The 26,575-nt window shown below is 31.5% G+C and carries 27 protein-coding genes, 1 rRNA gene, 1 riboswitch and 1 other annotated feature; of the genes, 10 read left to right on the plus strand and 18 right to left on the minus strand.

All coding sequences use genetic code 11. The features are described from left to right. Window positions 1–112: 112 nt before the first annotated feature. From ACWJKP_RS12560 to ACWJKP_RS12580, 5 genes are all read left to right on the plus strand, one after another. Window positions 113–574, plus strand: coding sequence for a DUF4342 domain-containing protein (locus tag ACWJKP_RS12560; RefSeq protein ID WP_165413489.1), 462 nt, complete (start codon window positions 113–115; stop codon window positions 572–574). Between the two features lie 148 nt (window positions 575–722). Further along, a complete protein-coding gene (locus ACWJKP_RS12565) occupies window positions 723–1,406 on the plus strand; it encodes a response regulator transcription factor (RefSeq protein WP_165413488.1) in 684 nt (227 codons plus the stop codon). Between the two features lie 229 nt (window positions 1,407–1,635). Next, window positions 1,636–2,880 (plus strand): HAMP domain-containing sensor histidine kinase, encoded by a 1,245-nt coding sequence (locus ACWJKP_RS12570; protein WP_224578905.1) that lies wholly within the window; start codon window positions 1,636–1,638, stop codon window positions 2,878–2,880. A gap of 1,026 nt (window positions 2,881–3,906) precedes the next feature. Then, window positions 3,907–4,869, plus strand: a complete 963-nt coding sequence (gene uvsE / locus ACWJKP_RS12575; RefSeq protein WP_165413486.1) for a UV DNA damage repair endonuclease UvsE — start codon at window positions 3,907–3,909, stop codon at window positions 4,867–4,869. A gap of 158 nt (window positions 4,870–5,027) precedes the next feature. Next, window positions 5,028–5,278 (plus strand) — a binding site (T-box leader). A 136-nt stretch (window positions 5,279–5,414) separates the two neighbouring features. Continuing rightward, window positions 5,415–5,927 (plus strand): tryptophan transporter, encoded by a 513-nt coding sequence (locus ACWJKP_RS12580; protein WP_165413485.1) that lies wholly within the window; start codon window positions 5,415–5,417, stop codon window positions 5,925–5,927. A 77-nt stretch (window positions 5,928–6,004) separates the two neighbouring features. Here ACWJKP_RS12580 and ACWJKP_RS12585 read toward each other — a convergent pair whose 3' ends face one another. Continuing rightward, the gene (locus ACWJKP_RS12585) at window positions 6,005–6,145 is read right to left on the minus strand and encodes a hypothetical protein (RefSeq protein ID WP_165413484.1); all 141 of its coding nucleotides are present in this window, start codon (window positions 6,143–6,145) and stop codon (window positions 6,005–6,007) included. Window positions 6,146–6,331: 186 nt separating this feature from the next. Further along, window positions 6,332–6,460: riboswitch (cyclic di-AMP (ydaO/yuaA leader) on the plus strand. A 153-nt stretch (window positions 6,461–6,613) separates the two neighbouring features. Between ACWJKP_RS12585 and ACWJKP_RS12590 the strand changes: the two genes are divergently transcribed. Next, window positions 6,614–6,772 carry a hypothetical protein gene (locus tag ACWJKP_RS12590; protein WP_411955880.1) on the plus strand — a complete coding sequence of 53 codons (159 nt, stop codon included), beginning with the start codon at window positions 6,614–6,616 and terminating at the stop codon, window positions 6,770–6,772. Window positions 6,773–7,078: 306 nt separating this feature from the next. Here ACWJKP_RS12590 and ACWJKP_RS12595 read toward each other — a convergent pair. Then, window positions 7,079–8,618, minus strand: a 16S ribosomal RNA gene (locus tag ACWJKP_RS12595). A 400-nt stretch (window positions 8,619–9,018) separates the two neighbouring features. On the opposite strand from ACWJKP_RS12595, the gene ACWJKP_RS12600 reads away from it, so the two are divergent. Both ACWJKP_RS12600 and ACWJKP_RS12605 read left to right on the plus strand, forming a co-directional pair. After that, window positions 9,019–10,389, plus strand: a complete 1,371-nt coding sequence (locus ACWJKP_RS12600) for an ISNCY family transposase (RefSeq protein WP_462961669.1) — start codon at window positions 9,019–9,021, stop codon at window positions 10,387–10,389. A 105-nt stretch (window positions 10,390–10,494) separates the two neighbouring features. Then, on the plus strand, window positions 10,495–10,656 hold the full coding sequence (locus tag ACWJKP_RS12605; protein ID WP_165415094.1) for a hypothetical protein: 162 nt from the start codon (window positions 10,495–10,497) through the stop codon (window positions 10,654–10,656). A gap of 341 nt (window positions 10,657–10,997) precedes the next feature. On the opposite strand, the gene ACWJKP_RS12610 is transcribed toward ACWJKP_RS12605, so the two are convergent. Next, the gene (locus ACWJKP_RS12610; protein ID WP_165414326.1) at window positions 10,998–11,228 is read right to left on the minus strand and encodes a glutaredoxin family protein; all 231 of its coding nucleotides are present in this window, start codon (window positions 11,226–11,228) and stop codon (window positions 10,998–11,000) included. 295 nt (window positions 11,229–11,523) lie between these two features. Here ACWJKP_RS12610 and hydE point away from each other — a divergent pair, with 295 nt between their 5' ends. Further along, the gene (gene hydE / locus ACWJKP_RS12615) at window positions 11,524–12,567 is read left to right on the plus strand and encodes a [FeFe] hydrogenase H-cluster radical SAM maturase HydE (RefSeq protein ID WP_165414327.1); all 1,044 of its coding nucleotides are present in this window, start codon (window positions 11,524–11,526) and stop codon (window positions 12,565–12,567) included. Window positions 12,568–12,601: 34 nt separating this feature from the next. On the opposite strand, the gene ACWJKP_RS12620 is transcribed toward hydE, so the two are convergent. The 4 genes from ACWJKP_RS12620 to ACWJKP_RS12635 all read right to left on the minus strand — a co-directional run bounded on the left by ACWJKP_RS12620 (window position 12,602) and on the right by ACWJKP_RS12635 (window position 15,846). Next, entirely contained in the window at window positions 12,602–12,736 is a 135-nt protein-coding gene (locus ACWJKP_RS12620; protein WP_263492348.1) for a hypothetical protein, read from the minus strand. Between the two features lie 84 nt (window positions 12,737–12,820). Next, window positions 12,821–14,596, minus strand: coding sequence for a methyl-accepting chemotaxis protein (locus tag ACWJKP_RS12625; protein ID WP_165414328.1), 1,776 nt, complete (start codon window positions 14,594–14,596; stop codon window positions 12,821–12,823). A 287-nt stretch (window positions 14,597–14,883) separates the two neighbouring features. Next, window positions 14,884–15,519, minus strand: a complete 636-nt coding sequence (locus tag ACWJKP_RS12630) for a flavodoxin family protein (RefSeq protein ID WP_165414329.1) — start codon at window positions 15,517–15,519, stop codon at window positions 14,884–14,886. Window positions 15,520–15,561: 42 nt separating this feature from the next. Next, window positions 15,562–15,846, minus strand: a complete 285-nt coding sequence (locus tag ACWJKP_RS12635; RefSeq protein WP_165414330.1) for a putative quinol monooxygenase — start codon at window positions 15,844–15,846, stop codon at window positions 15,562–15,564. A gap of 247 nt (window positions 15,847–16,093) precedes the next feature. Here ACWJKP_RS12635 and ACWJKP_RS12640 point away from each other — a divergent pair, with 247 nt between their 5' ends. After that, a complete protein-coding gene (locus tag ACWJKP_RS12640) occupies window positions 16,094–16,423 on the plus strand; it encodes a winged helix-turn-helix transcriptional regulator (RefSeq protein WP_165414331.1) in 330 nt (109 codons plus the stop codon). Window positions 16,424–16,610: 187 nt separating this feature from the next. Here ACWJKP_RS12640 and ACWJKP_RS12645 read toward each other — a convergent pair whose 3' ends face one another. The 11 genes from ACWJKP_RS12645 to aroA all read right to left on the minus strand — a co-directional run bounded on the left by ACWJKP_RS12645 (window position 16,611) and on the right by aroA (window position 26,574). Beyond that, complete coding sequence (locus ACWJKP_RS12645; RefSeq protein WP_165414346.1) at window positions 16,611–16,697, minus strand: FMN-binding protein; 87 nt, start codon at window positions 16,695–16,697, stop codon at window positions 16,611–16,613. A gap of 8 nt (window positions 16,698–16,705) precedes the next feature. After that, window positions 16,706–17,185, minus strand: a complete 480-nt coding sequence (locus tag ACWJKP_RS12650; RefSeq protein WP_165414332.1) for a flavodoxin domain-containing protein — start codon at window positions 17,183–17,185, stop codon at window positions 16,706–16,708. Between the two features lie 15 nt (window positions 17,186–17,200). Further along, complete coding sequence (locus ACWJKP_RS12655) at window positions 17,201–17,815, minus strand: TetR/AcrR family transcriptional regulator (protein WP_165414333.1); 615 nt, start codon at window positions 17,813–17,815, stop codon at window positions 17,201–17,203. 252 nt (window positions 17,816–18,067) lie between these two features. After that, entirely contained in the window at window positions 18,068–18,850 is a 783-nt protein-coding gene (locus ACWJKP_RS12660; RefSeq protein WP_165414334.1) for an HAD family hydrolase, read from the minus strand. A gap of 121 nt (window positions 18,851–18,971) precedes the next feature. Beyond that, a complete protein-coding gene (gene htpG, locus ACWJKP_RS12665) occupies window positions 18,972–20,852 on the minus strand; it encodes a molecular chaperone HtpG (RefSeq protein WP_165414335.1) in 1,881 nt (626 codons plus the stop codon). A gap of 210 nt (window positions 20,853–21,062) precedes the next feature. Continuing rightward, complete coding sequence (locus ACWJKP_RS12670) at window positions 21,063–21,455, minus strand: bacteriohemerythrin (protein WP_165414336.1); 393 nt, start codon at window positions 21,453–21,455, stop codon at window positions 21,063–21,065. Window positions 21,456–21,687: 232 nt separating this feature from the next. Continuing rightward, a complete protein-coding gene (locus ACWJKP_RS12675; RefSeq protein ID WP_165414337.1) occupies window positions 21,688–22,197 on the minus strand; it encodes a shikimate kinase in 510 nt (169 codons plus the stop codon). Window positions 22,198–22,200: 3 nt separating this feature from the next. Beyond that, window positions 22,201–23,025: a shikimate dehydrogenase gene (gene aroE / locus ACWJKP_RS12680; RefSeq protein WP_165414338.1), complete on the minus strand. Its 825-nt coding sequence runs from the start codon at window positions 23,023–23,025 to the stop codon at window positions 22,201–22,203. 40 nt (window positions 23,026–23,065) lie between these two features. Next, window positions 23,066–24,205, minus strand: coding sequence for a prephenate dehydratase (gene pheA, locus ACWJKP_RS12685; RefSeq protein ID WP_165414339.1), 1,140 nt, complete (start codon window positions 24,203–24,205; stop codon window positions 23,066–23,068). Window positions 24,206–24,230: 25 nt separating this feature from the next. Then, window positions 24,231–25,301 (minus strand): chorismate synthase, encoded by a 1,071-nt coding sequence (aroC, locus tag ACWJKP_RS12690; protein ID WP_462961196.1) that lies wholly within the window; start codon window positions 25,299–25,301, stop codon window positions 24,231–24,233. Continuing rightward, window positions 25,282–26,574, minus strand: a complete 1,293-nt coding sequence (aroA, locus tag ACWJKP_RS12695; protein WP_165414341.1) for a 3-phosphoshikimate 1-carboxyvinyltransferase — start codon at window positions 26,572–26,574, stop codon at window positions 25,282–25,284. Before aroA ends, aroC begins: the two co-directional genes overlap by 20 nt. Window position 26,575 lies beyond the last annotated feature (1 nt).

A 26,575-nucleotide genomic window follows, 5' to 3' on the forward strand; every position in this document is an offset into this window, starting at 1 on the left:
AGATCTAAAATTTAAATTTCTAATGTAATTTTAATGTTCTACTAATAAATCTTTAATCCTCCAATCTTATAATGAAAACATAGAAAAGAAATAAAAACGAGGAGGAATTAAAATGTCAATAAATTTGGAACAAATTGATGAATTAAGAAAAAGAGCTAATGTAAGCTATGAGGATGCTAAAAATGCCTTAGAGCAAAGTGCCGGAGACCTTATTGAAGCTTTAGTATATCTTGAAAATCAAAACAAGATTAGGTCGGAGGATACCCCTTGCAGTGAAAGCATTTTTTTTAAAGAGGTAAAAAAACTTATTAAAAAAGCCAATGAAACGAAATTAATAGTTAAAAAAAATGATGCTGTAGTATTAAATATATGTGTAACACTAGCCATTATATTAACTATAGCAGCTTTCCCCATAGTAATTGGAGCATTAATATTAGCCTTAGCAACTAATCATAAAATAAGAATTCAAAAGAAAAACAATGAAGATTCAGAAGCAAACAAGATTTTTGATAAGATGTCTGTTGCTGTTAATAAGGTAACTACAAAAATTACCGAAGAAATGAAAACTGAATAAGGAACACAAAAATAACCTACGTTTTATCAATGTAGGTTATTTTTTAAATAGTAAAATTTAAAATATGGAGTTAATTGCCTGTAATTATATATGAAATAATATATAATAAAGCTATTAATATAATATATTTTGGAGGTAAAGTCTATATATGAGCGGGCAAAAGATTTTAATAATTGAGGATGAAATAAAAATAGCTCGGTTTCTTGAGTTAGAATTAAAATATGAGGGTTATATTGTTGAGCAATGTCATGACGGACGTGAGGGTTTAGATAAGGCCACTAATGAATTTTTTGATCTCGTAATCCTTGATGTTATGTTGCCTTCCTTAAATGGCCTTGAGGTATTAAGAAGACTTAGACAAGTGTCAGCAGTTCCTATTATAATGCTTACTGCGAAAGATGAAATAATGGATAAAGTTATGGGCCTTGACACAGGTGCCGATGACTATATGACTAAGCCTTTCGCTATTGAAGAATTACTTGCAAGAATGAGAACAGCGTTAAAAAAGACACTTGCATTCAATGAAAGCAGAAATATATTGTCTATTGGAGAATTGACCATAGACTTAGATCAACATATGGTTACCTTTAAAGATAACTCTATAGAACTAACTAAGACAGAATTTGATTTACTTAAATACCTAATTGAAAATAAAAATATTGTCCTTACAAGAAATAAGATTATAGATATCGTATGGGGATATGAATATATGGGTGATACTAATGTAGTAGATGTATACATTAGCTATTTAAGAAGTAAAATAGATGATAGATTCAGTAAGAAATTCATTTATACAGTGCGAGGGGTGGGATATCTTTTAAAAGATGAATAATTTGAAATTTATCTTTAAGGTTATATTACAATGTTTCCGATTTTTCTTCAACATAATAACAGTAATACTCAGTTTTATACCAGGGCTATTAAAAAAACTAACTTACAAAATTCATAAACGTTTAAGATTTTCAATTAGTTTTAAAATGACCGCAGTATATACTCTTATTTTTTCTGTTACGATGTTCCTGTTAAGTGTTGGTTTAATTATAGGCTTTAGATTCTATCTATTGAATGAATCTAAGGGTGAGCTTACTAAATATAGTACAATAGCTATTAATTATGCTAAATTAGGCAAAGGTCCTCAGGACATCAATGTTGATATTTTTTCTAATATAAAATATGTAACGTTCAGTGTTTTTGATGAAAGTGAAACTCTTCTTTATTCTACTGAAAAAGATAAAAAGAATCTTTCTTTTCATGAAGATAGCTCACCTTTTCCTTTTACTAATAATTTAAATCAACAATCTGTTTCTGTTACTACTAAACTAGATCTTAATAATGAAATTATTTTCCTTCAGTTTTCTAAAAATCTAGATAAGGAAAATGAATACGGGGGTATTTTTACTTCAATTATTTTCATCATAAATATATTTTCTTTAATTATTACATTAGATGTTGGCTCTAAAGAAAGTAAAAAAATGCTTCTCCCTATAAAAAACATGACAAAAGCTACAAAGGCAATTTCAATTAATGCCTTGGAAACGAGAATAAATGTTAGCAATTCTCACGATGAGTTAAAGCATCTAGCCGAAAACTTTAATGAAATGCTGGATCGTATTCAAAATTCCTATGAAATACAAAATCAATTTGTTTCAGATGCCTCCCATGAACTCCGAACTCCCATAGCCGTTATAAAAGGCTATGCAAATATGTTATACCGTTGGGGAAAAGATGACAAAGCGGTATTGGAAGAATCCATAACAGCTATTAAGGGCGAATCTGAAAATATGCAACAATTAGTAGAAAAGCTTCTCTTCCTTGCAAGAAGTGATAAGAATACTCAAAAAGTTTCCAAAGAAGAATTTTATATCAATCAATTAGTAGATGAAATTATAAAAGAAACAAAGCTAATTGACGACTATCATGAAATCTCAACTAATATTAATGAAGAGACATATATTTATGCTGATAAAAATTTATTAAAACAAGCATTACGAATTTTCATTGATAATAGCATAAAGTATACCCAAAGTGGTGGTAGTATAAAGTTAAATAGCTACGTTAGAAAAAATAAATTAATAATTGAAATTATTGATACGGGAATAGGTATTTTTAAAGAAGATCTCCCCTACATTTTTAATAGATTTTATAGATGTGATAAATCAAGAGCAAAAGAAAGTGGCGGAACAGGACTTGGCTTATCTATTGCGAAATGGATTATCGGTGAGCATAACGGCTCCATTGTAGTAGAAAGCAAACCTAAAATGGGAACAACTATAAGAATTGGACTTCCACTAAAAAATAAATTATAACATAAAAAAGAGATGATACTCACATTACTACAATTAATTGTATAATTCAAAAAGCGGCAGTTCACTTTCATGTACTGCTGCTTTTTTTGTATATTAGTTGTAATAAACTTCTCAAGATTGGCTTTTAAAGTTTATCTGATTAATTAATTAATTTTATAATTTTATAATTTTATAATTTTTTATTTTTTAATGAGTTAACGCATCAATACCTGACGCTAATGTTAATTACTTTGTCGTATTCATGATCAATTCATCATTTATCATAGCTATCTCCACAAATTTCATAGCTAAATCTTCGAATCTTACTTATAAATGTTTGAGCTCTTGTTTGTATGTTAATTATATCACAATTTTATGATAGTTGTAAATAGTTTTTATGATTTTTTTTACATATTCTATTATGTAGTGATAACAAACAACCTCTTACAATTCTTTAAGATCCTCTGAAAACGATTATATACTCCGGGTTTATTCTAATTAACATCGAATTTTTTTCATCATTATTAATTTATGCCAAAACGAAAGTATGTTATCTTTTAAACAAAGTATCCTCTTTTTTCATTTAGCTTAATGTGTGTTATATTTCTTTTACAAAAAACCATATTTCTAAAATTTTATAAAATAAAGCCCTTTATATTTGTATTTTTTCTTTTTTTGTAATGAAATCCTCTAAAACATGCAAATATTTATTCAATTGTATGTATATTGTTTTACATACACTATGATTATGTGATATGATTAAATTTGAGTTTATTATAAAATCTATTCAGATATTATATTTATTTAATAAGATGTTTTTAAGGAACGTTTAAATATTGTTTATAACTTTTGAAATATGGGGATTTATCTCATTAGCAAATTTTTATACCTTTACTTAATACGTTTTTACAATAGTAATTTATCTTCGCTATTGTACTATTATTGCTATAAAATTATGCTTATTAAAATATATTAAAAAATATCAGTTAGTAGAGATGTCTTAATTTATATTCAAATTTATAACTATATTATATGAGGAGTGATATTATGCAAATAAGATTAGGCTACGTGGCTACTGCCTTAAAGTCAGCAAAGATAACTTCTGCTAGCACAGTAACTTTTTCTACATATACCAAACAATCGACGGCTAGAGATAAGCTTGAAAAGCTACAAAAGGTAGCTGTATCAAACGTTAATGATTTGCATAAAATTCTAGAATACGTTGTAAAAAACAATGTCCACTTTTATAGAATAACTTCTGCTTTAATCCCTTTAGCAACTCATCCTGAAGTTACAGATTGGGAGTTTAGAAGAATTTTAAAAATGGATTTTGAATGGCTTGGAAATTTTATTAACGACAACAATTTAAGAGTAGATACTCATCCTGATGAATCTAATGTCATAAATAGTTCTAAGGAAGAAGTAATAAAAACTACTGCAAAAAATCTACAGTTCCACGCTAATCTTTTTAAGGATATTAACTATCCATTAGGAAAAATGGTATTACACATTGGTGGTAAAGAAGGCGGAAAGCTCGCTGCTACAGAAAGATTCTTTAAGAATTTTAATAACTTACCAAAGGAAATAACACAGTTATTAGTATTTGAAAATGATGATAAAAGCTTTACTACTAAAGAAGTATTAAACATATGCAAAGAAATAAATGTACCTATGGTACTAGATGTACATCATCATAACTGCAACAACGGTGGTGATGAACTAGAACCTATGTTGAAAGATATATTTTCTACTTGGGAAGGTGAACCTTTACCACCAAAAATACATTTTTCGAGCCCAAAAACTAGTGAAAAAGATAAAAAGCATGCTGATAATATTGATGCAGCATCATTCATCGAGTTTATTGAAAAATGTATTCCTTTAGGAATAGACTTAGATATACTAATAGAGGCAAAACAAGCAGATTTGGCCTTCGATCAACTTTTAGAGGATGTAAGGGTTTTTAAACCTGAGTGGACTTGGCTTGATAATAGTACCTTAGAATTTCAATAAAATAGATTTATAAAAGAGAAGATTTTAACAATAGAAATATTGTTGAAGTCTTCTCTTTATGTAAAATTATTTACATATCTTAGTGGGCTTTTATTTATAAAAACAATTCTTAATGAAAATAATTGTTTACATATAATAATTTTAATGCTATTATTATAGTAAATTCGTTGAACAGGAAGAGTAGTTAAAGCCATGCAAATTCAGAGAGCTGAGGATAGTGTAATCTCAGTATTGATAACTTTAGTGAATGGACCTGCTAGAAGTAACCCGAAATCAAATTTTGAGAGTAGTAGTTACCGGATGCCCACTGTTAAAAGGGCTAGAGCATTTCAGTGCTCGAATTATAAGATATGCTTAGTTTTTTCGTAGCATAATTTAGGTGGTACAGCGAATATCCTTCGCCCTAATACAGGGCGAGGGTTTTTTTTATTTTAAATAATAAAGTAAAGGTGGTGGTTAATTTGATGTGCTGAAAGATATTTGCTTTTAAAATAATAATAATAAAGCCTTTAACTCTAAATTATTTTGACAAGGAGCTGTTTTTTATGAAAACAAATAAACTAATAATAACTTCTCTATTACTTGCAATAGGTCTTATATTGCATCAAATTATACCAGGTATCTTTTTAGGAATGAAACCAGATCTTTTATTAGTATTTATGATTTTGTCCCTAACATTAACTAAAGATTTTAAGATCACCATTATTACAGGAATAGTAGCAGGTATTTTAGGTGCCTTAACTACTACTTTTCCAGGTGGCCAACTTCCTAACATTATAGATAAGGTTATAACTTCAATAGTTGTATACGGATTATATAAGAATCTCAATCCTAATTCTCCACTTAAATTAGGGTGTATTTATTTTCTCGGAACTATAATAAGTGGAAGCATTTTTCTTGGTTCAGCTCTTATCCTATTTGGCTTACCTGCACCCTTTTTAATACTCTTCGTATCTATAGTGCTTCCTACTTCAGCGATTAATTCTTTCATTGGATTTTCCCTACATAAACTTATTATAACTAACCCAGCAATTAAGAGTTTATTTATAAACTTTTAAATCATCTCCTGGATCGCTACAACAGCGACCCAGGAGATGATTTTTCTATTTTGTTACAACTATAAAGATACTAGGACTTATTTTTGTTTTGGATAGTATTCTTTAAAAGCATCTTCATAATCCTCTGGTTTATGGAATTCTTGAACTTCACTTGTAAAAGTTTTTTTATCTCCATTTTGCTTTTCTTTTCTCACTTCTCTATTCTTATCATTACCCAAAATAACATCTCCTTTTGCTTATTTTGATATCGAAACACTTATTGTATTTTCTAACTATTCTTCATATAGTATTTACAAAAATAAATTAATTATATGTTTTTAAGTGATTTTTTTTTGAAACACTCCTACATTAGTACTTTGCCAGTTTTTAGCATAGCTTAATTTGTCGCTTAATGTTACAATATGGTTATTGAATTGCCAAATCTCCTAAATGGAGAACGGGGGATTTCCTTATGGGGTGAATCTCTTATCTAGAGTAGGGTGCCTTTAACCCGAATCCGTCAACTAACCTCATAGGCATACAAAGGATGACTCGTTATTATTAAATTAAATTTAAAAACTACACTATTAGCGTTAACCTTAGCTTTAGTAAGTAGCAGCTCTGTATATGCTGCTTCATATACAGTTAAATCAGGTGATACATTATATAGTGTCAGCAAGGCTTATAACACAACTACGAATATTTTAATGAAAGATAATGGACTTTCAAATAGCACCATATATTCTGGACAAATACTAGATGTAACTAAAGGAGCCTTATATTTTTTTGATGATTCTGTAACAAATGAGTGGTTAACTTCAAAGACAGTAGCTACTTCCGTAGGCAATTTAACTTTTGCTTACTAATGAATGTATTTTGAGTATTTATTAAATATAGAAAAACAAACTTCCACTATCTTGTGGAAGTTTGTTTTTTATCATGCACATACTCTTTATATATTTTAGTTTAACAATATTTTAGTTATATATATAACTAAAATATTGTTAAACTAATCAAAAAATGTAATGAACAACAATAAACACCAAAAGTGCTTTTATAATTGCTCATTACATTTTTAGACTATTAGTCTCTCAAAATTAAACAGAGAATTAGGTACGATTAATTACAATAGATATTGTGCATCGACCGAAGTCAATACATCTACTCCCTAGAAAGGAGGTGATCCAGCCGCAGGTTCTCCTACGGCTACCTTGTTACGACTTCACCCCAATCATCAATCCCACCTTCGGCCGCTGGCTCCATAAACACCTAAGTGTTAGGTTACCTCACGGACTTCGGGTGTTACCAACTCTCATGGTGTGACGGGCGGTGTGTACAAGGCCCGGGAACGTATTCACCGCGACATGCTGATTCGCGATTACTAGCAACTCCGGCTTCATGTAGGCGAGTTGCAGCCTACAATCCGAACTGGGATGAGTTTTTGAGTTTGGCTCCACCTTGCGGTCTTGCATCTCTTTGTACTCACCATTGTAGCACGTGTGTAGCCCTAGACATAAGGGGCATGATGATTTGACGTCATCCCCACCTTCCTCCCGGTTAACCCGGGCAGTCTCACTAGAGTGCTCAACTTAATGGTAGCAACTAATGATAAGGGTTGCGCTCGTTGCGGGACTTAACCCAACATCTCACGACACGAGCTGACGACAACCATGCACCACCTGTCACCCTGTCCCGAAGGACTTCGCCCATCTCTGGGTTATGCAGGGGATGTCAAGTCTAGGTAAGGTTCTTCGCGTTGCTTCGAATTAAACCACATGCTCCGCTGCTTGTGCGGGCCCCCGTCAATTCCTTTGAGTTTTAATCTTGCGATCGTACTCCCCAGGCGGAATACTTAATGTGTTAACGGCGGCACCGAGGTTCGACCCCCGACACCTAGTATTCATCGTTTACGGCGTGGACTACCAGGGTATCTAATCCTGTTTGCTCCCCACGCTTTCATGCCTCAGCGTCAGTTACAGTCCAGTAAGTCGCCTTCGCCACTGGTGTTCTTCCTAATCTCTACGCATTTCACCGCTACACTAGGAATTCCACTTACCTCTCCTGCACTCTAGACACCCAGTTTCAAATGCAGCACCCAAGTTAAGCTCGGGTATTTCACATCTGACTTAAATGTCCGCCTACGCATCCTTTACGCCCAGTAAATCCGGACAACGCTTGCCACCTACGTATTACCGCGGCTGCTGGCACGTAGTTAGCCGTGGCTTCCTCCTCTGGTACCGTCATTATCGTCCCAGAAGACAGAACTTTACAACCCGAAGGCCTTCATCATTCACGCGGCGTTGCTGCGTCAGGGTTTCCCCCATTGCGCAATATTCCCCACTGCTGCCTCCCGTAGGAGTCTGGACCGTGTCTCAGTTCCAATGTGGCCGATCACCCTCTCAGGTCGGCTACGCATCGTCGCCTTGGTGAGCCGTTACCTCACCAACTAGCTAATGCGCCGCGGGTCCATCTCAAAGTGGAAGTTTCCGAAGAAAAATCCTTTGATGTCTAGGTCATGCGACCAAAACATATTATGCGGTATTAATCTCCCTTTCGGGAGGCTATTCCCCTCTTTGAGGCAGGTTACCCACGTGTTACTCACCCGTCCGCCGCTAATCAACATCTCCCGAAGGAGACGAATCATCGCTCGACTTGCATGTGTTAGGCACGCCGCCAGCGTTCGTCCTGAGCCAGGATCAAACTCTCAATTTAAAAGTTTACACTTTTTTAGTTGAAATGATTAATCTGCGACAACCGTTAAGTTGATTCGCAAGCTCATTACATACTTTTAGTCTTACGACTAAATTTTACTTTATACTAAAGTAATTAACTGGTTTAACGAAATATTATTTCGCTATCTTTACCTATTTCTCTGTTTAATTTTCAAAGACCAATTTACGTTATACATTCGTCAACAAGTGACTACTTTTACTATTCTATCAGTTAAAATTGTACATGTCAACACTTTTATTTGTTTTTAGATATTTATATGATTGATTTATGATAATGTCTTACTATACCACATTTGATTATGTCCCAAATATGAAAACATTGTATAATAAACCTCATGACTAGAAATGAGGTGCCGATAATGAGAAAGGTGAATTTAACTATGGAAGAAATAGATAAGTACTCTACTATAAAAAAATTAGTAGAAACAGATGGAAATAAAAAGCGAGCAGCTATAGCTCTCAATTGTTCAGTTAGGCATATTAACAGAATGGTTAAGGGATATAAAGAAAGTGGAAAGGAATTCTTTATTCATGGTAATCGAGGGCGGAAGCCCTCACATGCCCTCACTGTTAATACAAAGCAGTTAATCCTGGATTTATACCGTACCAAATACTCTGAAGCCAATTTTACTCACTTTTCTGAATTACTAAAAAAACATCACAATATAACGGTTTCTACTAGCACTATTCACTCTATCCTTATACAGGATTTCATCCTGTCCCCTAAGGCGAAGCGTGCTACAAGAAAAAGGATCAAGGCAGAATTAAAAGAACTACAAAAAACAACTAATTCTATTAAAGAAATTGCTGAAATTCAAAGTTCCATAATTGCTGCCGAGGATGCACATCCTAGACGTCCAAGATGTGCTTATACAGGTGAAATGCTTCAAATGGATGCTTCGGTACATCTTTGGTTCGGTAATGAAAAAAGTCAGTTGCATATCGCTGTAGATGATGCCACTGGCGCTATTATGGGGGCTTATTTCGATCCACAGGAAACTTTAAACGGATACTATCATGTACTACACCAAGTGCTTACTGACTATGGTATTCCCTACATGTTATTCACTGATAGACGTACTGTATTTGAATATAAACAAAAAAAATCCCCTTCAGTTGAAGAGGACACATTTACACAGTTTAGCTATGCGTGTAAACAATTGGGTATAGAAATTAGAACCAGTAGTGTTGCACAAGCCAAGGGACGCGTAGAAAGAATGTTTCAGACGTTACAATCACGCCTCCCCTTGGAAATGCGACTAGCTGGTATAAACACAATTGAGCAAGCAAACGAATTCTTAAACTCCTACATAAAAGAATTCAATGCTCAGTTTGCATTACCTGTTGATGATATCAAATCTGTCTTTGAAATGCAACCAGATAATGAAAAAATCAACTTAACTCTTGCCGTATTGACTAGTAGGAAGGTAGATAACGGAAGCTGTATCAAATTTAAAAAGAATTACTATTTACCTATAGATTCCAATGGTCATCCTGTACATTATCGCAAAGGAACATCTGGAATGGTAATTCAGGCATTTAGTGACGAGATTTTCTTGTGTGTAGATGAAAAGGTTTATGCGCTAGATTTATTACCAGGGCATAAACTTTCCTCTAAGAACTTTGATTTAGTTGTTCCAAATGACCAACCTAGAAAACGCTACATACCACCAATGAGTCATCCTTGGAAACAAGATTCTTTTGAGCGGTATCTAAATAAACAGGCTCACCGCAGCGATAATGTAGCATAGGAACACTAAAAATCTGTTCATTTTAGATCTTTGAAAAAGACAATCTTCTAAGGTTTATTAAGTGAACCCAAAACATATCTCAATAATAGATTAAGAAACTGGCCAATGGAAGCAAAAGCTAATAAAATCAAATTGACAAAAATAACTGGATTCCCATTCACTAGCTACGCTAATATAAATGGAAGGATTCTTGCATACCCTCAAAAACAATTTTTCAGTTTTAATGACATTTCAGAAGGAGATGCTTTAATGCATCAAAAATTATAAGCCTACGGCTAAAAGATATTTAGGAAAGATTTTAGGAGAAATTTCAAAGTAACTAAATAATCTTATATCCAGTTTGCACAACATGCATTAGGTAATCAAAATCAATGTAAAAGCACCAGAAAAACTGGTGCTAATGTTTTAAATATTTTGGGACATTTTCAAAAATGCTTGACACACTTTTATTTGTTTTTAGATATTTAGCAACATTTTATAAACAAAGCCCCTACTTTTATAAGTGATATAATGACATTGATAATTGTCATTATCCCTAGAGATGATTGTTACCAAAAAGAAAAAGAAGCTTATAAAGCTTCTTTTTTAACATATATATTTTATTACTTTTATAGACCTAATTTAGCAACTACTTTTTCCTTATCAAACCCAACCATTTCTTCTCCATTTATATCTATTACCGGCACTGATCTATAGCCTTTTTTTATAAGTGCTTTTTTTGCTTCTAAATTTTCAGAAATATTATGCTCTATATATACAATATTATTTTCTTCGAAAAACTCCTTAGCCATATGACAAAATCCACAAGCATTACTTGTATAAATCTCAACTTTATTCATAAATAACCTCTCCTTTATTCTTGTTCTTTAACTTAAATTTCATATAATTAAACTTATTTTTATAGTAGCACCTTTCTTTTCTTAAGTCAATAATATTAGATGCCAATATTTACAATAATTACTAATTTATATCAATAATATTATTTAATTTATTAATATGTTTTCTTTATTTTATATTTACATATATTATTTATAATATTATGATAGTCTTAACACTATATGTTAGTGACAAAATAATTTATAATTATTTTATATTTTAGTAACTACAATAATAAATAATAGGAGGTAACCGATAATGATGAAATTGTTAGAAATAATAAACATGGCAAAAACAGAACATAAATTGTGCAAAGAAGAAATCATCTCTCTTTTAAGTTGCAATGATGTAGACCAAGAACTATTTGATGCAGCTGATGAAGTTCGGAAAAAATATTTAGGTGATGACGTTCATCTTAGAGGTCTTATTGAATTTACCAATATATGCAAAAGAAATTGTCATTACTGCGGACTCAGACGGGATAATAAAAGTTTAGTTAGGTATAGATTAACGCAGGAACAAATTTTAGACTTTGCCACTAAAGCTAAGTCTTTTGGCTATAAAACAATAGTGCTCCAAGGTGGTGAAGACGATTATTACACAAGTGATAGACTTATCAAAATAATAAAGGGCATAAAGGCTTTAGATTTAGCTCTAACTTTAAGTGTAGGTGAAAAAACTTATGATGAATATAAAGCTTTTAGAGACGCTGGTGCTGATAGATATCTTCTAAGAATTGAGACAACGGATAAAAACCTATATGAAGATATAGATCCAGGCATGAGCCACGAAAACAGACTGAATTGCTTAATGACTTTAAAAGAATTAGGCTATGAAGTTGGAACTGGTGTTATGGTTGGTCTCCCAAACCAAACTATAGAGTCATATGCGGATGATATATTATTTTTCAAAGAAATAAATGCTGACATGCTAGGTATAGGTCCTTTTATTCCAAATGAAGACACACCACTTGCAAATGCCAAGGGTAAGGAGCTAACTATGGCACTTAAAGTTATGGCTATAACCCGTTTACTCCTACCAGACATTAATATACCTGCGACAACTGCTATCGAGTCCTTAAACAAAAACGGAAGACTAATGGCCCTTAAAAGCGGCGCCAATGTAGTTATGCCTAATGTTACAGAAGGAGAATACAGAAAACATTATGCACTGTACCCAGGTAAAATATGTACTGGGGATACTCCCGCTCATTGTCGTGGATGCATAACAGGTAAGATTAATAGTATTGGAAGAACCATTTCAACTAATTATGGATTTAGAGGAGATCAACCTACTAAGTAATTTTACAATATAAAAAGAGCCCTAGGGCTCTTTTTTAACGAAATGTTTTTTTAGCTTCTTTTATTGCTTTGTTATTAACTGGTTCCCCTTCCGCATCCACGATTCCAGGCTTATTATGTTTTTTATTTAAATCATGCTGTATATTCATTTTTGTAGCTTTATTTGGCATTAAATCATCTCCCCTTTCTAAGATTATATTATCCTAGAAAGATAGTTTTTATTCTATACTTTTAATATTTGAAATTTCAATATATTAAAGTATGAACTTCTGTACTATTCCATCTAATTTAGCTACAATCTTCTCAAGATTTTCAGCAGTGTTTGATATTTCTTCCATAGCACTAGTTTGCTCTTCCATAGATGCAGATATTTCCTCCGTTGAAGCGGCAGATTGTTCTGATATTGCTGACATTCCTTCTATAGATTGTAATACTCTATCTTTATTTTTATCAACATTATTGATATTAGAACCCAATGTGTCAATTTGAGCAATCATATTAGCAATAGCTTCTTCTATGCTATTAAAAGATTTTTGGGATAGCGTCATAGCCAAATTTGCTTCTTTATTAACACTTGCCCCCTTATTTATGTTCATTGTTACTTTAGTGATTTCTCCTTGAATTTCACCAATCATATTTGTAATTTCATTAGTAGCTTCTGCAGTTTTTTCTGCAAGTTTCCTTACTTCCTCAGCTACTACTGCAAATCCTTTTCCAGCTTCCCCAGCTCTGGCTGCCTCTATAGCCGCATTTAACGCCAAAAGATTTGTTTGTTCTGCTACCGACTGTATAGTGCTTATTATTTTTCCGATAGAATTTGATTTATTCTCAAGCAAAGATATATTTTCAACTACTTCTTCATTGGACTTGTTACTTTCCCTAAATTTTTCAGTAAGTACCTTCATAGATTGTAATCCTTCTGTATTTACTAATTTAGTTTCATTAGAATAATCTTTTAACAGCGCTGAACTATTTACGGCAGTATTAATTTCTTCTGCAAGATTTGACAATTCACTAGCACCACTTTGCGCATCCTGTACTTGATTTGTTGCACCCTTTGCTAGCTCCTCAATTGCTACCGATACCGCTTCTATAGATTTCACAGTTTCATCCGTAGCAACAGCCATATCTTTTGAAGACTTAAAAACCTCCTGAGAATTTTCTTGCAAATTAATAGTGATCTCCCTCAATGAACTTCTTAAATCAACAACTGATTGTGCAATAACTCCTGTTTCATCTTTATATTTTAAAATTCTTTCATAATCCCTATCATCAGTTAAATCAAATTTTCCTGTTTTATCCAATAGTTTGCTTATAATTAAAATAGGATTGGAAATCTTTTTGCTAAAATAAAATGCAACAATTACAGATAATGTAATAACCGCAACAGCTAAAATTATAAAATTAATTACACTTTCAGAAAAAGCTTTGCTTGAAACAGTTTTTTCATTTGCAACAAATTTGTCTATATCATCAATATAATTTCCTGTGCCAATAACCCAACCAAAATCTTTAAATTCCTTACTATATGATCTCTTTGGTAATGGTTTGTCTTCCCCGTCCTTAGTAAACCAATAATCTGAGTATCCCCCTTCTTCCTTTAATCCATTTGCAATAATTTCTTTTATTAAGTATTTTCCTTTTACATCCTTTAAATCATATCTACTTTTACCTTCAATCTCTCCACCAAGGAGTACCACATTTACTCCTTCAACAGTATCTATCCAAAAATAACCACCTTCACCATATCTCATTTCACGTGTTAAATCAGCTCCAAGTTTCTTAGCCTGCTCTAAAGTCATCTCTCCACCTTGATATTTTTTACTAATTCCCTCGAGCATAGTTATAACATTTTCTACTTGATTTTTGATTTTTTCATCATAACCTGTCCTAACAGTGGTATCAATTGTTATAATAGCATTGTTACTAAGCACTGACATTCTATACATTGCCATGCCTCCAATTAATAGAGCTGTCAATAGTACAACTAAAACATTTAAAGCTATTATTTTTGCACTTATTTTTTTCATCGAATATCGCTCCCTTATCTTTAATTTTTTTTAATTTGTTCATATCTTTTTATAATTGTAGCCGTTACATTAATTATCGTAATTCTTTTGCAACCCTTTAGGCATATTATTTGCAACCTTGCGCTAGCTTAAGTCATCACCTGCGAAGCTGCAATATCTTCGTAGAAAATGCATTACCAACTTCAGAATTAGTAAATGGAGTAATAGATGTAATTCTGTAAACAAAATGGAAAAGAACTGCTCAAGTTAAACTTAAGCAGTTCTTTTCAATCTTATAAAATACTCTATTATCGAATAAAGTTCATGAATATTTTTTCTTCTCTTTCTGGTGCTTTAATATTTTCTTTTCCATTTTCAACTAATTTCATAAGCCATGCCATATTCTTCCCAAGCACTCTCATAATTTGCACCCCTTCTTCATCTTGTAATGCCTCACCGGTGCTTGTACCGTGAATAACATTCCAATAATTTGAAGTTGGCATTAACATTTCCGAATAATTAATATAATTGTTTAGCTGATTAAACGTTGGAATCCCACCAGAACGCCTAACAGCAACAACAGATGCACCAACCTTATGTCTTAGCATTCCTTCATTATTACCTATAACATAGAAAGCTCTATCTAGAAATGATTTCATAGTTCCTCCCATTGATGCGTAATGTACAGGCGAACCTAAAATTATTCCATCCGCTCCATTCATTTTTTGAATCCACTCGTTAACATCATCACCTGGAAGCACACATTTTTCATTTTTATTTTTTGCACATTGATTACAAGCAATACATCCTCTAATTGACTTGTTACCTACATGAATGATTTCCGTTTCTATTCCTTCTTTTTCAAGTTCATTTGCAACCATTTTTATTGCATGATAAGTATTTCCTTCTTTATTGGGACTACCATTAAAAGCTACAACTTTCATTTATGCTACCTCCTAATTTCATTTTCCGAATAAAATATTTTGTTATATCAATTTATATAAATTAATCTCTGACTGACTTTCTTGTAAATCTTCAAATTGGGGAACAATACTAGTGAAATGTTCTGAGGTATTATGACTCTTAATTACATCTTCATTTTCCCACTCTTCTATAAATGTTAATATATTGCATTTATTAGTGTCTTGATATAAATTGTACGATATATTTCCCTTTTCTTTTCTGCTTTCTTTTATAAGTTTTTCTGCTAAACCCTTGAATTCTTCTACTTTGGCTTGTTTAATCGAATTTTTTGCGACTATAGTAATCATTAAAATTTCCACACTCCTTGGCATTAAATTAAATACATTTCTACTTGAAAGTATACGCCATTAAAAAACATAGGACAAGTACGCACTTTTTTGTAAGGTAACTTACCAAAAGGTATGAATTGCTGCATTTCAAGTGCTCTTCACCATATTTATTTCCATGTGAATTGATACTAAAACTCAAATAGTATATAATAATATTTATTTATTATGTTTTCATTTGATTGATTTATATAAGGTGGGTGTAAAAATGATTAGCTATAATGGTAAGCAATACGTTTGTAATATAGATCTTGGAATGGAATTAATTAGAGGAAAATGGAAAGCTGTAATCTTATGCCATCTAAATGATGGTCCAAAGAGATTTTTAGAACTTCAAAGGATAACCTGCGGTGTTAGTCAAAAAGTTCTTAATGAAAAATTACAGGAACTTCAGAGGGATGGTTTAGTAAAAAAAATTATTTACCCCGAAGTTCCTCCTAAAGTAGAATTTCTACTAACACAAATTGGGAAAGACCTTTTTCCCGCATTAGAAATGATACAAGATTGGTCAATTAAGAATTTTCCTAATACAAATTAATTATTATACTTTAAAAACTGTATTAAAATAGTATAGCCTCTTACATTACTAGGAAAGGCTATACTTTCTTTTAAATTCATCAATTAATTGTATAAAAAAGTATTGATTTCTACAGCCACCTAAAAAAAATGTATTCACTTTAGATATAAATGTTATTAACCATATTCTGTGCATGTCTGTTGTTTTATTACTTTAATGAATTTTCAATAGCCTTTAAATATGCTTTGGAAGTTACTGTTGCCCCTGAAATAACATCTACATTTAATCCCACCATCCCTCAACTTAACCATTGTTTATTAACTGTGCAAATTTATTAATATTTTCCTTTGAAAGCGTTGATGTATCCTTATTAGTTTTACTAATCTTCTTAATAATAAATCTTTCAAGGACATTCATTTTTTTAAATATGAACTCTCCTCCGAAGTATTGTGTTGCAATTGCATCTGTTAACAATTCTTCGGGAAAAGATGTGTGTATCTGTTTTTCTGCAATCTCATTTTCACTCATACAACAAATAAAAAATCCAAGTTTCTTCTTTTTTAATGCACTGATATTTTTTAAACAAAACGCATTTACTTCCTTTTGAATTCTTCCCATGTAGATTGACCCGCCGATAATAATGTTATCAAACAAAATTATTTCCGGCATACTTTCCTTTTTTATGTCTACAATTTTCACTTCACCATGTAGCTTATCCTTTAAAAGATTGCTACATTTTTCTGTGCAACCATGTTTAGATGCATAAATAATAACTGTTTTCATACTTGCATCTCCCCCTTATTTTAATAATCCATTAATAAGAATTTCAAAATGATGATTTATAAGTCTCTCTTTTTGTTGCTTAGTAATATTTTTTTCTAATATTAATCTAGAAACAAGACCATGAGTCGATGTCCATATTATTTGTGCAGTAAGCTCAATATCCATTTTTCTGAAAATGTTTTTTTTAATCGCCAATTCTACTAACTTACAAAGCCCTTGTATACTTTTTCTTTCCTTTGAAATACCTTCCTGCAGCATATTTACTTTCTCTTGTATAGTTTCAATATCATTCATTAAAACAACCCTAAATTGCTGTGGATTTTCTAGCATAAGTTCAATATAAGATCTCATCCCATTTACTATTGTCTTATCTGGGTTTTCAGTATCTATAGGAATCTCACTTATAATTTTTAATATGTTTCCATACCCTTCCGCTACAACAAAAGATACTATTTCAGCCTTATCCTTAAAATAGTGATAAATAATACCTGGAGAATACTCAATTCTACTAGCAATCTTACGAATAGATAAATTTTCATAGCCTTCTTCCACTAATATATCATTTGTGGCATCTATTATTTTTTTTCTTATGATCTCCTTTTCTAATTGTCTTCTTTCTGTTATTCCCATAACCCCTCCAATAATTAATGTTTTATTAATCACTGTAATTATATTAAACAGCGTTTAATATAATTTTACCATTGTCTTGATTACAAGTAAATAGATTGAAACATATAATTTTTGCGTAATGACGATCCAAAGATATTTGTAGAACTTCAACGAATAGCTTACAGAATCAGCCAAAAATAGCCTCTCCCATTATTAGGAAAGGCTATACTTTGTTTTAAATTCATTAACTAATTGTATAAAAAGCATTTATTTCTACAAAGAAGCTATTACATTGTACACTCCATCTTCATTATTGCTTCCTGCAATAAAGTTAGCATGTTTTTTCACATCTTCTGGAGCATTCTTCATTGCATAACTATAATGCGCTGCTTTAAACATAGTCAAATCATTATAATAATCTCCAAAAACCATTGTGCTTTTTTGATTTATTTTAAATTTTTCTTGAATCATATTTATAGCCTTTCCTTTACTTATACCTTTGTTCATTATATCTATCCACTTGTCGCCAGATACAACAAATTCAAGCTTATCACTCAAATTCTCCTTTATATAATCCACTATAGATGGTTTAACTCCATCAGTCATATAATAAGTAATCTTATATATTGGATTTTTTATTTCGTTAAAAGATTTTAATATTACCACAGGCACCTCAAAAGATGTAAAGTTATTCAACATATCTTCTGATGGATTTACTATATATGCCTCATTTTCTCCAGCTAAAAATAATTCCTCTCCTAGCTTTGGATTTAAATTCACCACAGAGTCTATTTCTTCTCTATCAATACTGTTTGAATACAACGTCTTACCCTTGTTATTATACTTAACAAGGGCTCCATTATGAGCAATAAATATCATATCAGTATTCACCTTTTCAAAATTTTTGCTCAGTTGAGAATAAAATCTGCCACTCGCTGCTGCAAATTTTATATCCTTATCATTAAACGCATGTATTAAATCAAATATTTTTTCATTTATATTTCCATTGTCATTTAATAAGGTGCCATCCATATCTGTTGCGATGAGTTTTACCATAAGCTCTTCCTCCTTTGTAATATTCAACTTATTCTTTAATAATAAAAATGAGCTATAAACGAACTAATGTCCATTTATAGCTCATAAATATGCTTAAATTTTCATTAAAAGCGTATTTTCATTATATCATCACTTTGCATATATTGTTTGTGAATTCTACCGGATCATTAATCGGTAATCCTTCAATAAGTAGTGCCTGATTATATAATATATTGGTGTATAAATCTAACTTAACTTTATCTTTATCGAAAGACTCTTTAAGTACTTTAAACATATCATTATTTATATTTATTTCTAAAACCTTATCTGCTTTTATGTTTTCATTGTTAGGCATAGAATTTAATGTTTTTTCCATTTCTATTGTAAGGTCACCATCATTTGATAAACATACTGGGTAGTTCTTAAGTCTTTTTGATGCCCTAACATCCTTAACTCTACCTGCTAAAATACTTTTCATATGTTCAAATAATTCTTTATTGTCTTTTTCATCAGTGCTAGAAGGATTTTCTTTTTCATCTACTTCTATACCTAAGTCACCACTTGATACAGATTTAAACTCCTTTTCTTTGTACTTCATTATCATTTTCACAGCGAATTCGTCTACCTCATCCGTGAAATATAAAATTTCGAATCCTTTATCTGATACCATTTCAATTTGTGGTAATTTTTCAATTCGCGCGTTTGATTCTCCAGAAGCATAATAAATATATTTTTGATCTTCTGGCATTCTAGAAACATATTCATCTAAAGTAACATTCTTTTTCTCCTTTGATGAATAAAACAACAATAAGTCTTGCAAAACATCTTTATTACTTCCAAAATCGCTATAAATGCCATACTTCAATTGTCTTCCAAATGCTTTATAGAATTCTTCATATTTTTCTCTTTCGTTTTTAAGTAAACCATCTAACTCATTTTTAATTTTAGTTTTAATGTTTTTAGCTATAAGTTTAAGTTGTCTATCATGTTGCAGTACTTCTCTAGATATATTAAGTGACAAGTCTTCTGAATCAACTATTCCTTTTACAAAACTAAAATAGTCAGGCAATAAATCTGCACACTTATCCATAATTAAAACGCCACTTGAATATAATTCTAAGCCTTTTTCATATTCTTTTGTATAGAAATCATAAGGCGTTTTTTCTGGAATATACAAAATTGAATTATAACTTACAACACCATCAACACTAATATGGATATGCCTTGCTGGTTTATCAAATCCATAGTGCTTTTCAGCGTAAAAATTGTCATAATCTTCATCAGTAAGTTCGCTTTTGTTTTTTCTCCATATAGGAACCATACTGTTTACAGTCTTTTCCTCAACAAAGTCCTCGTACTCTGTTTCACTACCTTCTTTAAGTCTTGACTGACTTATATCCATTTTAATTGGGTACCTAATAAAATCCGAGTATTTCTTTATAATAGATTTTAGTGAGTTCACATCAAGATATTCATCAAAATTATTATCTTCTGTATTCTCTTTTATTTTAAGTGTAATTTCTGTTCCAACAGTATCTTTTACGCAAGTTTCTATAGTATAACCCTCTGCACCATTAGATTCCCACTTGTAAGCTTTATCACTACCAAAAACTCTACTTATAACAGTAATATTATCTGCTACCATAAATGCAGAATAAAATCCCACTCCAAATTGTCCAATTATGTCGTACCCATCTTTTATTTCATTTTCTTTTTTGAATGCTAAAGAGCCACTTTTAGCTATAACTCCTAGGTTATCACTAAGTTCAGCTTCTGTCATTCCAATTCCTGTATCAGAAATTTTTACTGTTCTGGTTAACTTATCACTGGCTATTGTAATGTAATAGTTATCTTTATCAAAAGTCAATGAATTATCTGCTAGTGTCTTATAATAAATTTTATCAATAGCATCACTAGCATTAGAGATAAGTTCTCTTAAAAAAATATCCCTATGAGTATATATGGAATTTACCATCATATCTAGAATTCTCTTAGACTCCGTTTTAAACTGCTTTTTTTCCAATTAAAATTTCCCCTTTCGTACCAACTATTCTTATTTTTTATTTTGTTAGCACTCTATGTTATCGAGTGCTAATGTTAGTTATAAAATACACCTTTTTTTATAATTTGTCAATGTACATAATGTATTGTTATACATATTATATTATTATCTAACTTGCTGCATCTAGTATTCTGTTCATTTGTACTTATAATGGTTTATTAAAAAGAAATCTTATTTTTGTGGTATAAGTAAGTCTTTCTCTAATATATGATTAATGAGCCAATCATTTAAAAAAGTTAATATTCCCATTATAGCTTCATCTTGGTTTTCATCAATTTTATTTAAATTTACCTCCTCTATTTTTTTAATAAAAAATGCATGGTCGATTTTTTGGGTAAATAATCTTTTATAATTTATACTCATCATATATTCCTCTTCATCGTTAAAATGATAAACTGTATACTCTTTTAATTCTTCAATTACTCCAACTATTTTATCATATTTATCCGTATCATATTTATCCTTCAGTAACTGATAAGCTCTTTCTCCTATTTCAAAAAGTTTTTCATGTTCTACATCGATATGCTCAATACCCGTTTTATATTTTTCTTTCATCTCAAACATTTATTAATTTCCTCCTAATTTGACTCTCCATTTTAAATATAGATAATTTATTGTTTTGAATTTAATCTTATATATCTATATTACTTTATTTGAATTCATTTCACAATAATAATTTCCATATTATCCAATTCTAAATGATTAAATACTTTTTTTATTTTTCTGTGGCTAATTAACTAATATAGGCTGAATAAATAAACTGTTGAGTCATCAACAGCTTTTATTCCGTGTTAAATTATTTGGTTAGCGATATCTCATTTGTATATATTTCTATAATATTGTTTACTACATCGTCAATTTCTCTAATATTCATGACCTCATGGTCACAATATTTTTTATAAAATTGCCCTCGTTCCTCAAACAATGTGTAAATCTTAGATGGATCCTTTGCAAGTAATGGACGAACCTCAGTCTCTATATCTGTAGCTATTAGCTCAATAGGACGGTTGATGTAAATTATAATTCCATTTTTCTTTAGATTTAAAATATTTTCATGTCTTTTAATCACTCCACCACCAGTTGAAATAATTACGGAATCTTTTTTAGATAACTCCTCAACTGCTATAGCTTCTATGTCTCTAAATCCAGCCTCACCATTTTTAAATATTTCAGTAATAGTAAGCTTTGTACTAGCTTCAATATATGTATCTATGTCTATAAATGCCATTTCTATCTTTTCTGCAATCATTTCTCCAATAACACTTTTACCACAACCGGGCATTCCAATTAAAACTATATTTTTCATCTTCTAATTTTCTACTCCCTTTTCTAGTTCATCATAAATTTCATCAATTATAATCTTTGGAATTTTAATATCATTCCAGATTTCCTGGGCAGCAATTGCCTGACCAACTAGCATATAAAGACCATTAACTGCTTTTAACCCCGTCTCCTTCGCATAATTTAAAAATAGAGTTTTCTTAGGATTGTAGATCATATCCACAGCGGCTCCAAATTTACCGATATGTTTCTTTTCAATTGGGGAATTGTCCAAATTAGGATACATTCCAAGTGGTGTACAGTTTACCACTATATCTGACTCTTTAAGTCCTTGAATTTCATTATAAGAAATCAATTTACAATCACTAAATTTGCTGTTTTCCTTAAGCCTTGGTATATCCCTTGTAACTACAGTAATTTCAGTTATTCCCTTATTTAATAAATACGTAGCCATAGTAACTGCTACTCCACCATTACCAAGTATTGTTGCTTTTTTGTTTTTCACCTCAATATCATACTTATTGAAAAGCATTCCAATTCCAAAGTAATCCGTATTGTATCCAATAGTTTTGTTTTCCTCAAACTTTAGGGTGTTTACAGCTCCTATCGCTTTTGCTTCTATGCTAACCTCATCAAGAAATTCCATAACTTTAATTTTATAAGGAATAGTTACATTAATACCTCTGGGTTTAATAACATTAAACCCAGCCATTGCTGCTTTAAGATCTTTGCTTTTAAATTCGAAGAGATGATAGTAACCCTTCATATTCAATTTATTAAATACCCTTGAATGTATTTGTGGAGAAACACTATGTGCTAGTTTTTCTCCAAGTAAACCATATAACTCTGACATAACTCTCCCTCATTTCTTAAATAAAAGTTACTAACATAATTTATTCAATATCAATCATTCCACTTTTATAACTGCCCAATATCTTAAAATAACGACTATTCTTTTTAATTAACTTAATTGAAGATATAATTTTATCTTCATCTATACCCCCCTGGAAATCTATGTAAAATAAATATTCCCATGGTTTATCCTTTATTGGTCTAGATTCAATTTTCAAAAGATTTATATCGTTTTCTGCAAAATGCTCTAAAACATGATAGAGTGAACCCGCCTTGTGGGTAGTAGATAAAACTAAGCTTGTTTTATTGCTTTCGCTAGTTGACTCCATCTCTTTGCCAATAACAACAAACCTAGTCATATTTGATGCATTTGAATTTACATTTTTCTGCAAAATCTCAAGATTGTATATTTCTGCTGCCTTAGTGCTAGCTATGGCTGCCAAGGTTTTATCCTGTCTATCTTTAACTAACTGCGCACTTTTTGCAGTACTGTTATAAGGAACTAACCTCCACTGCTTGTAGCCTTTTAAAAATTCCATACTTTGCTCTAATCCCTGAGGGTGAGAATAAACCTCTTTGATATCATCTAATGTTGAGCCTCTAATTCCCATTAAGTTTTGACTTATTTTAAGATATTTTTCCCCTGTTATATAAAAATTATATTTATTTAGAAGGTCATAAACCTCAGATATTGCCCCTGTGGAAGAATTTTCTATAGGGATAACGGCATAACCTATTTTCCCATATTCTAATTGCAAAAATATATCTTCAAACTCGCTTATTGCTTTTGCATGCACATTTTTACCGAAATATACCTTTAAAGCTTGTTCGCTAAAGGAACCTGTTACGCCATAAAACCCAACAGTTTGCTTTTTATAAGTAGCCAAAGCTCCATCACTGTTTAAATTTTTGTTTTGAAACCCTCTACTTATTCCCATAACGGATTTTAAAAATTCTTCTACCTCTAAAAACAAATTTTGATTTTTAACTAAGTCTAAATTCTTCTTTATAACTATTTCTTCTCTAGCCTTATTTAAAACTTCCATATGATTATTTTTTTTATATTCAGCTATCTTTAAAACTACTTCCATACGATTTTCAAATAACGAAACAAGGCTAGAGTCAATTTTATCAATTTCATTTCTTAAATTATCTATATCAAAATTATCTAATTTACTCATTAAAACACATCCTTCTGAAATATACTTAAATAAAATCTAAAATGCTCATTGCAGCGCAAGCTTCAATTACTGGTAGTGCTCGCAAGACTATGCAAGGGTCATGCCTGCCTGTAACAGATACTTCTGAATTTTCACAAGTCACCATATCAATGGTATCTTGAGGTTTTGCAATAGAAGGTGTTGGTTTCATTGCTACTCTAAAAACTATAGGCATTCCATTAGAAATACCCCCATTAATTCCACCATTATTGTTAGTTTTCGTCGCAACACTACCATTTTTCATGTAAGGTACATCATTTGCTACGCTTCCCCGAAGTTTTGTTATTTCAAATCCCATTCCAAATTCTACACCCTTAACTGCAGGCACAGAAAATAGTAATTGAGCTAAATTACTCTCTATAGAATCAAAGAATGGTTCCCCCAGTCCACAATGCACATTTAATATAGTAGCTTCAATTATACCTCCAACCGAATCTGTTTCGTCCTTCGCCTTTAATATAATGTTCTTCATTTCTTTTCCCTTTGGATCATCAAGTACAGGGAAATCTTTCTTTAGAATATCTGCTAATATATGTTTCTTTAAATTAACACCATCAAAATAACTATCAAACACATTCCCAATACTTAAAACGTGACTTCCTATTTCGATTCCCTTACCTGCAAGTATTTGTTTCGCAACAGCACCTGCAAAAACAAGTGGTGCTGTAATTCTTCCTGAGAAATGACCTCCACCTCTATAATCGTTAAAGCCTGAATATTTAACCTTTCCTGTGAAATCTGCATGACCCGGTCTCGCTAAATCCTTTAACTTATCATAATCCTTCGAATTTTGATTTTCATTAAAAATAACGCTGCAAAGAGGTGTCCCTGTGGTATATCCATTAAAATATCCACTTAGTATTTCAAATTTATCTTCTTCTTTTCTTTTAGTTGAAAATTCATCGCGTCCTGGAGCGCGTCTTTGCATTTCACTATTAATAAAATCCATATCAAGCTTTATACCTGGCGGTAATCCATCAATAATTATTCCTATCCCTCTTCCATGAGATTCTCCAAAGATAGAATACTTTACTTTTTTACCCCATTGTCCGCTCATTAACTTTTCCTCCTAACCTCTTAAAATCATCATAAAACTCTGGATAGGATTTTTTCACTGCCCCACTATCCTCGATTGTGAGCTTCTGCGTGCATCTAATTGAAGCAATTGCCATAGCCATAGCTATCCTATGATCATTCCAACTGTTTACAATTCCGCCCTTTAGCCATGGTTTACCATGAATTAGAAGTGAATCCTCTCTTTCAATAACCTCTGCTCCAATTTTATTTAGCTCTGTTGCTATAGCTTTTAATCTATCAGATTCTTTTATTCTAACTCTAGCAGCATTAATGATTTCTGTTGTGCCATCGCTTAAAGCGCCAAGCACCGCAGCTATTGGTACAAGGTCAGGGCATTGTGATGCATCAATAACGGTGCCTTTTAAATCTGATTTTGAAGCACTTATAATACCATCTTCAATAGTAATCTTTCCGCCCATTTTTTTAATTATGTCCAATATTACTCTGTCCCCTTGAAGTGATTCCATATTTAAATCAATGCATTCAATTTCTCCACCTAAAACACCAGCGGCAAGGTAAAATGCAGCTTGAGAAAAATCGCCTTCAATTCTATAATCTCTTTTCACGAAGTGTTGATTTCCTTTTATTTTAAATTCTCTATAATTATTATTTTCTACCTTTATCCCAAATTTATCTAATACATCTAAAGTTAAATCTATGTACCCGATAGATTCTATTGACCTAGTAATTTTAATCGTTGAATCTCCATTTAATAGAGGCAGTGCATAAATAAGACCAGTAATAAACTGAGAGCTTACATCTCCTCTAAGTTCAAAAATTCCAGGTTTAAGGGTCCCGTCTATGGTTAAAGGAAGACAACCATTGTTAGTTGTGTACTTTATATTCTGCTTATCAAAAATTTCATAATAAGGTTTAAGTGTTCTTTGTACTAGTTTAGACTTTCCTTTAAAAATTATTTTTTCTCCAGTTAGCATGGCTATAGGAATTAAAAACCGTAGCGTTGATCCACTTTCATTGCATTGTAGCTCACTTCCCAAAGTTCCACCGCATGCAATCTGAATCTTACCTTTTCCACATACCACAAGATTGTTTGGGAATTGTCTAATCTTAACTCCAAGTTTCTCCATTATTTCACAAGTAGCTATTATATCCTCAGACATACTAATATTATCAATCTCACATTCACCGCCACTTAATCCTGCGGCTATAACTGCTCTATGAGATAGGGATTTTGAAGGCGGAATTTTGACTTTTCCATTTAAAGAAAAAGGTTGGATCATAACTGACTTCATC

The sequence above is a fragment of the Clostridium sp. CM037 genome, assembly GCF_055081095.1.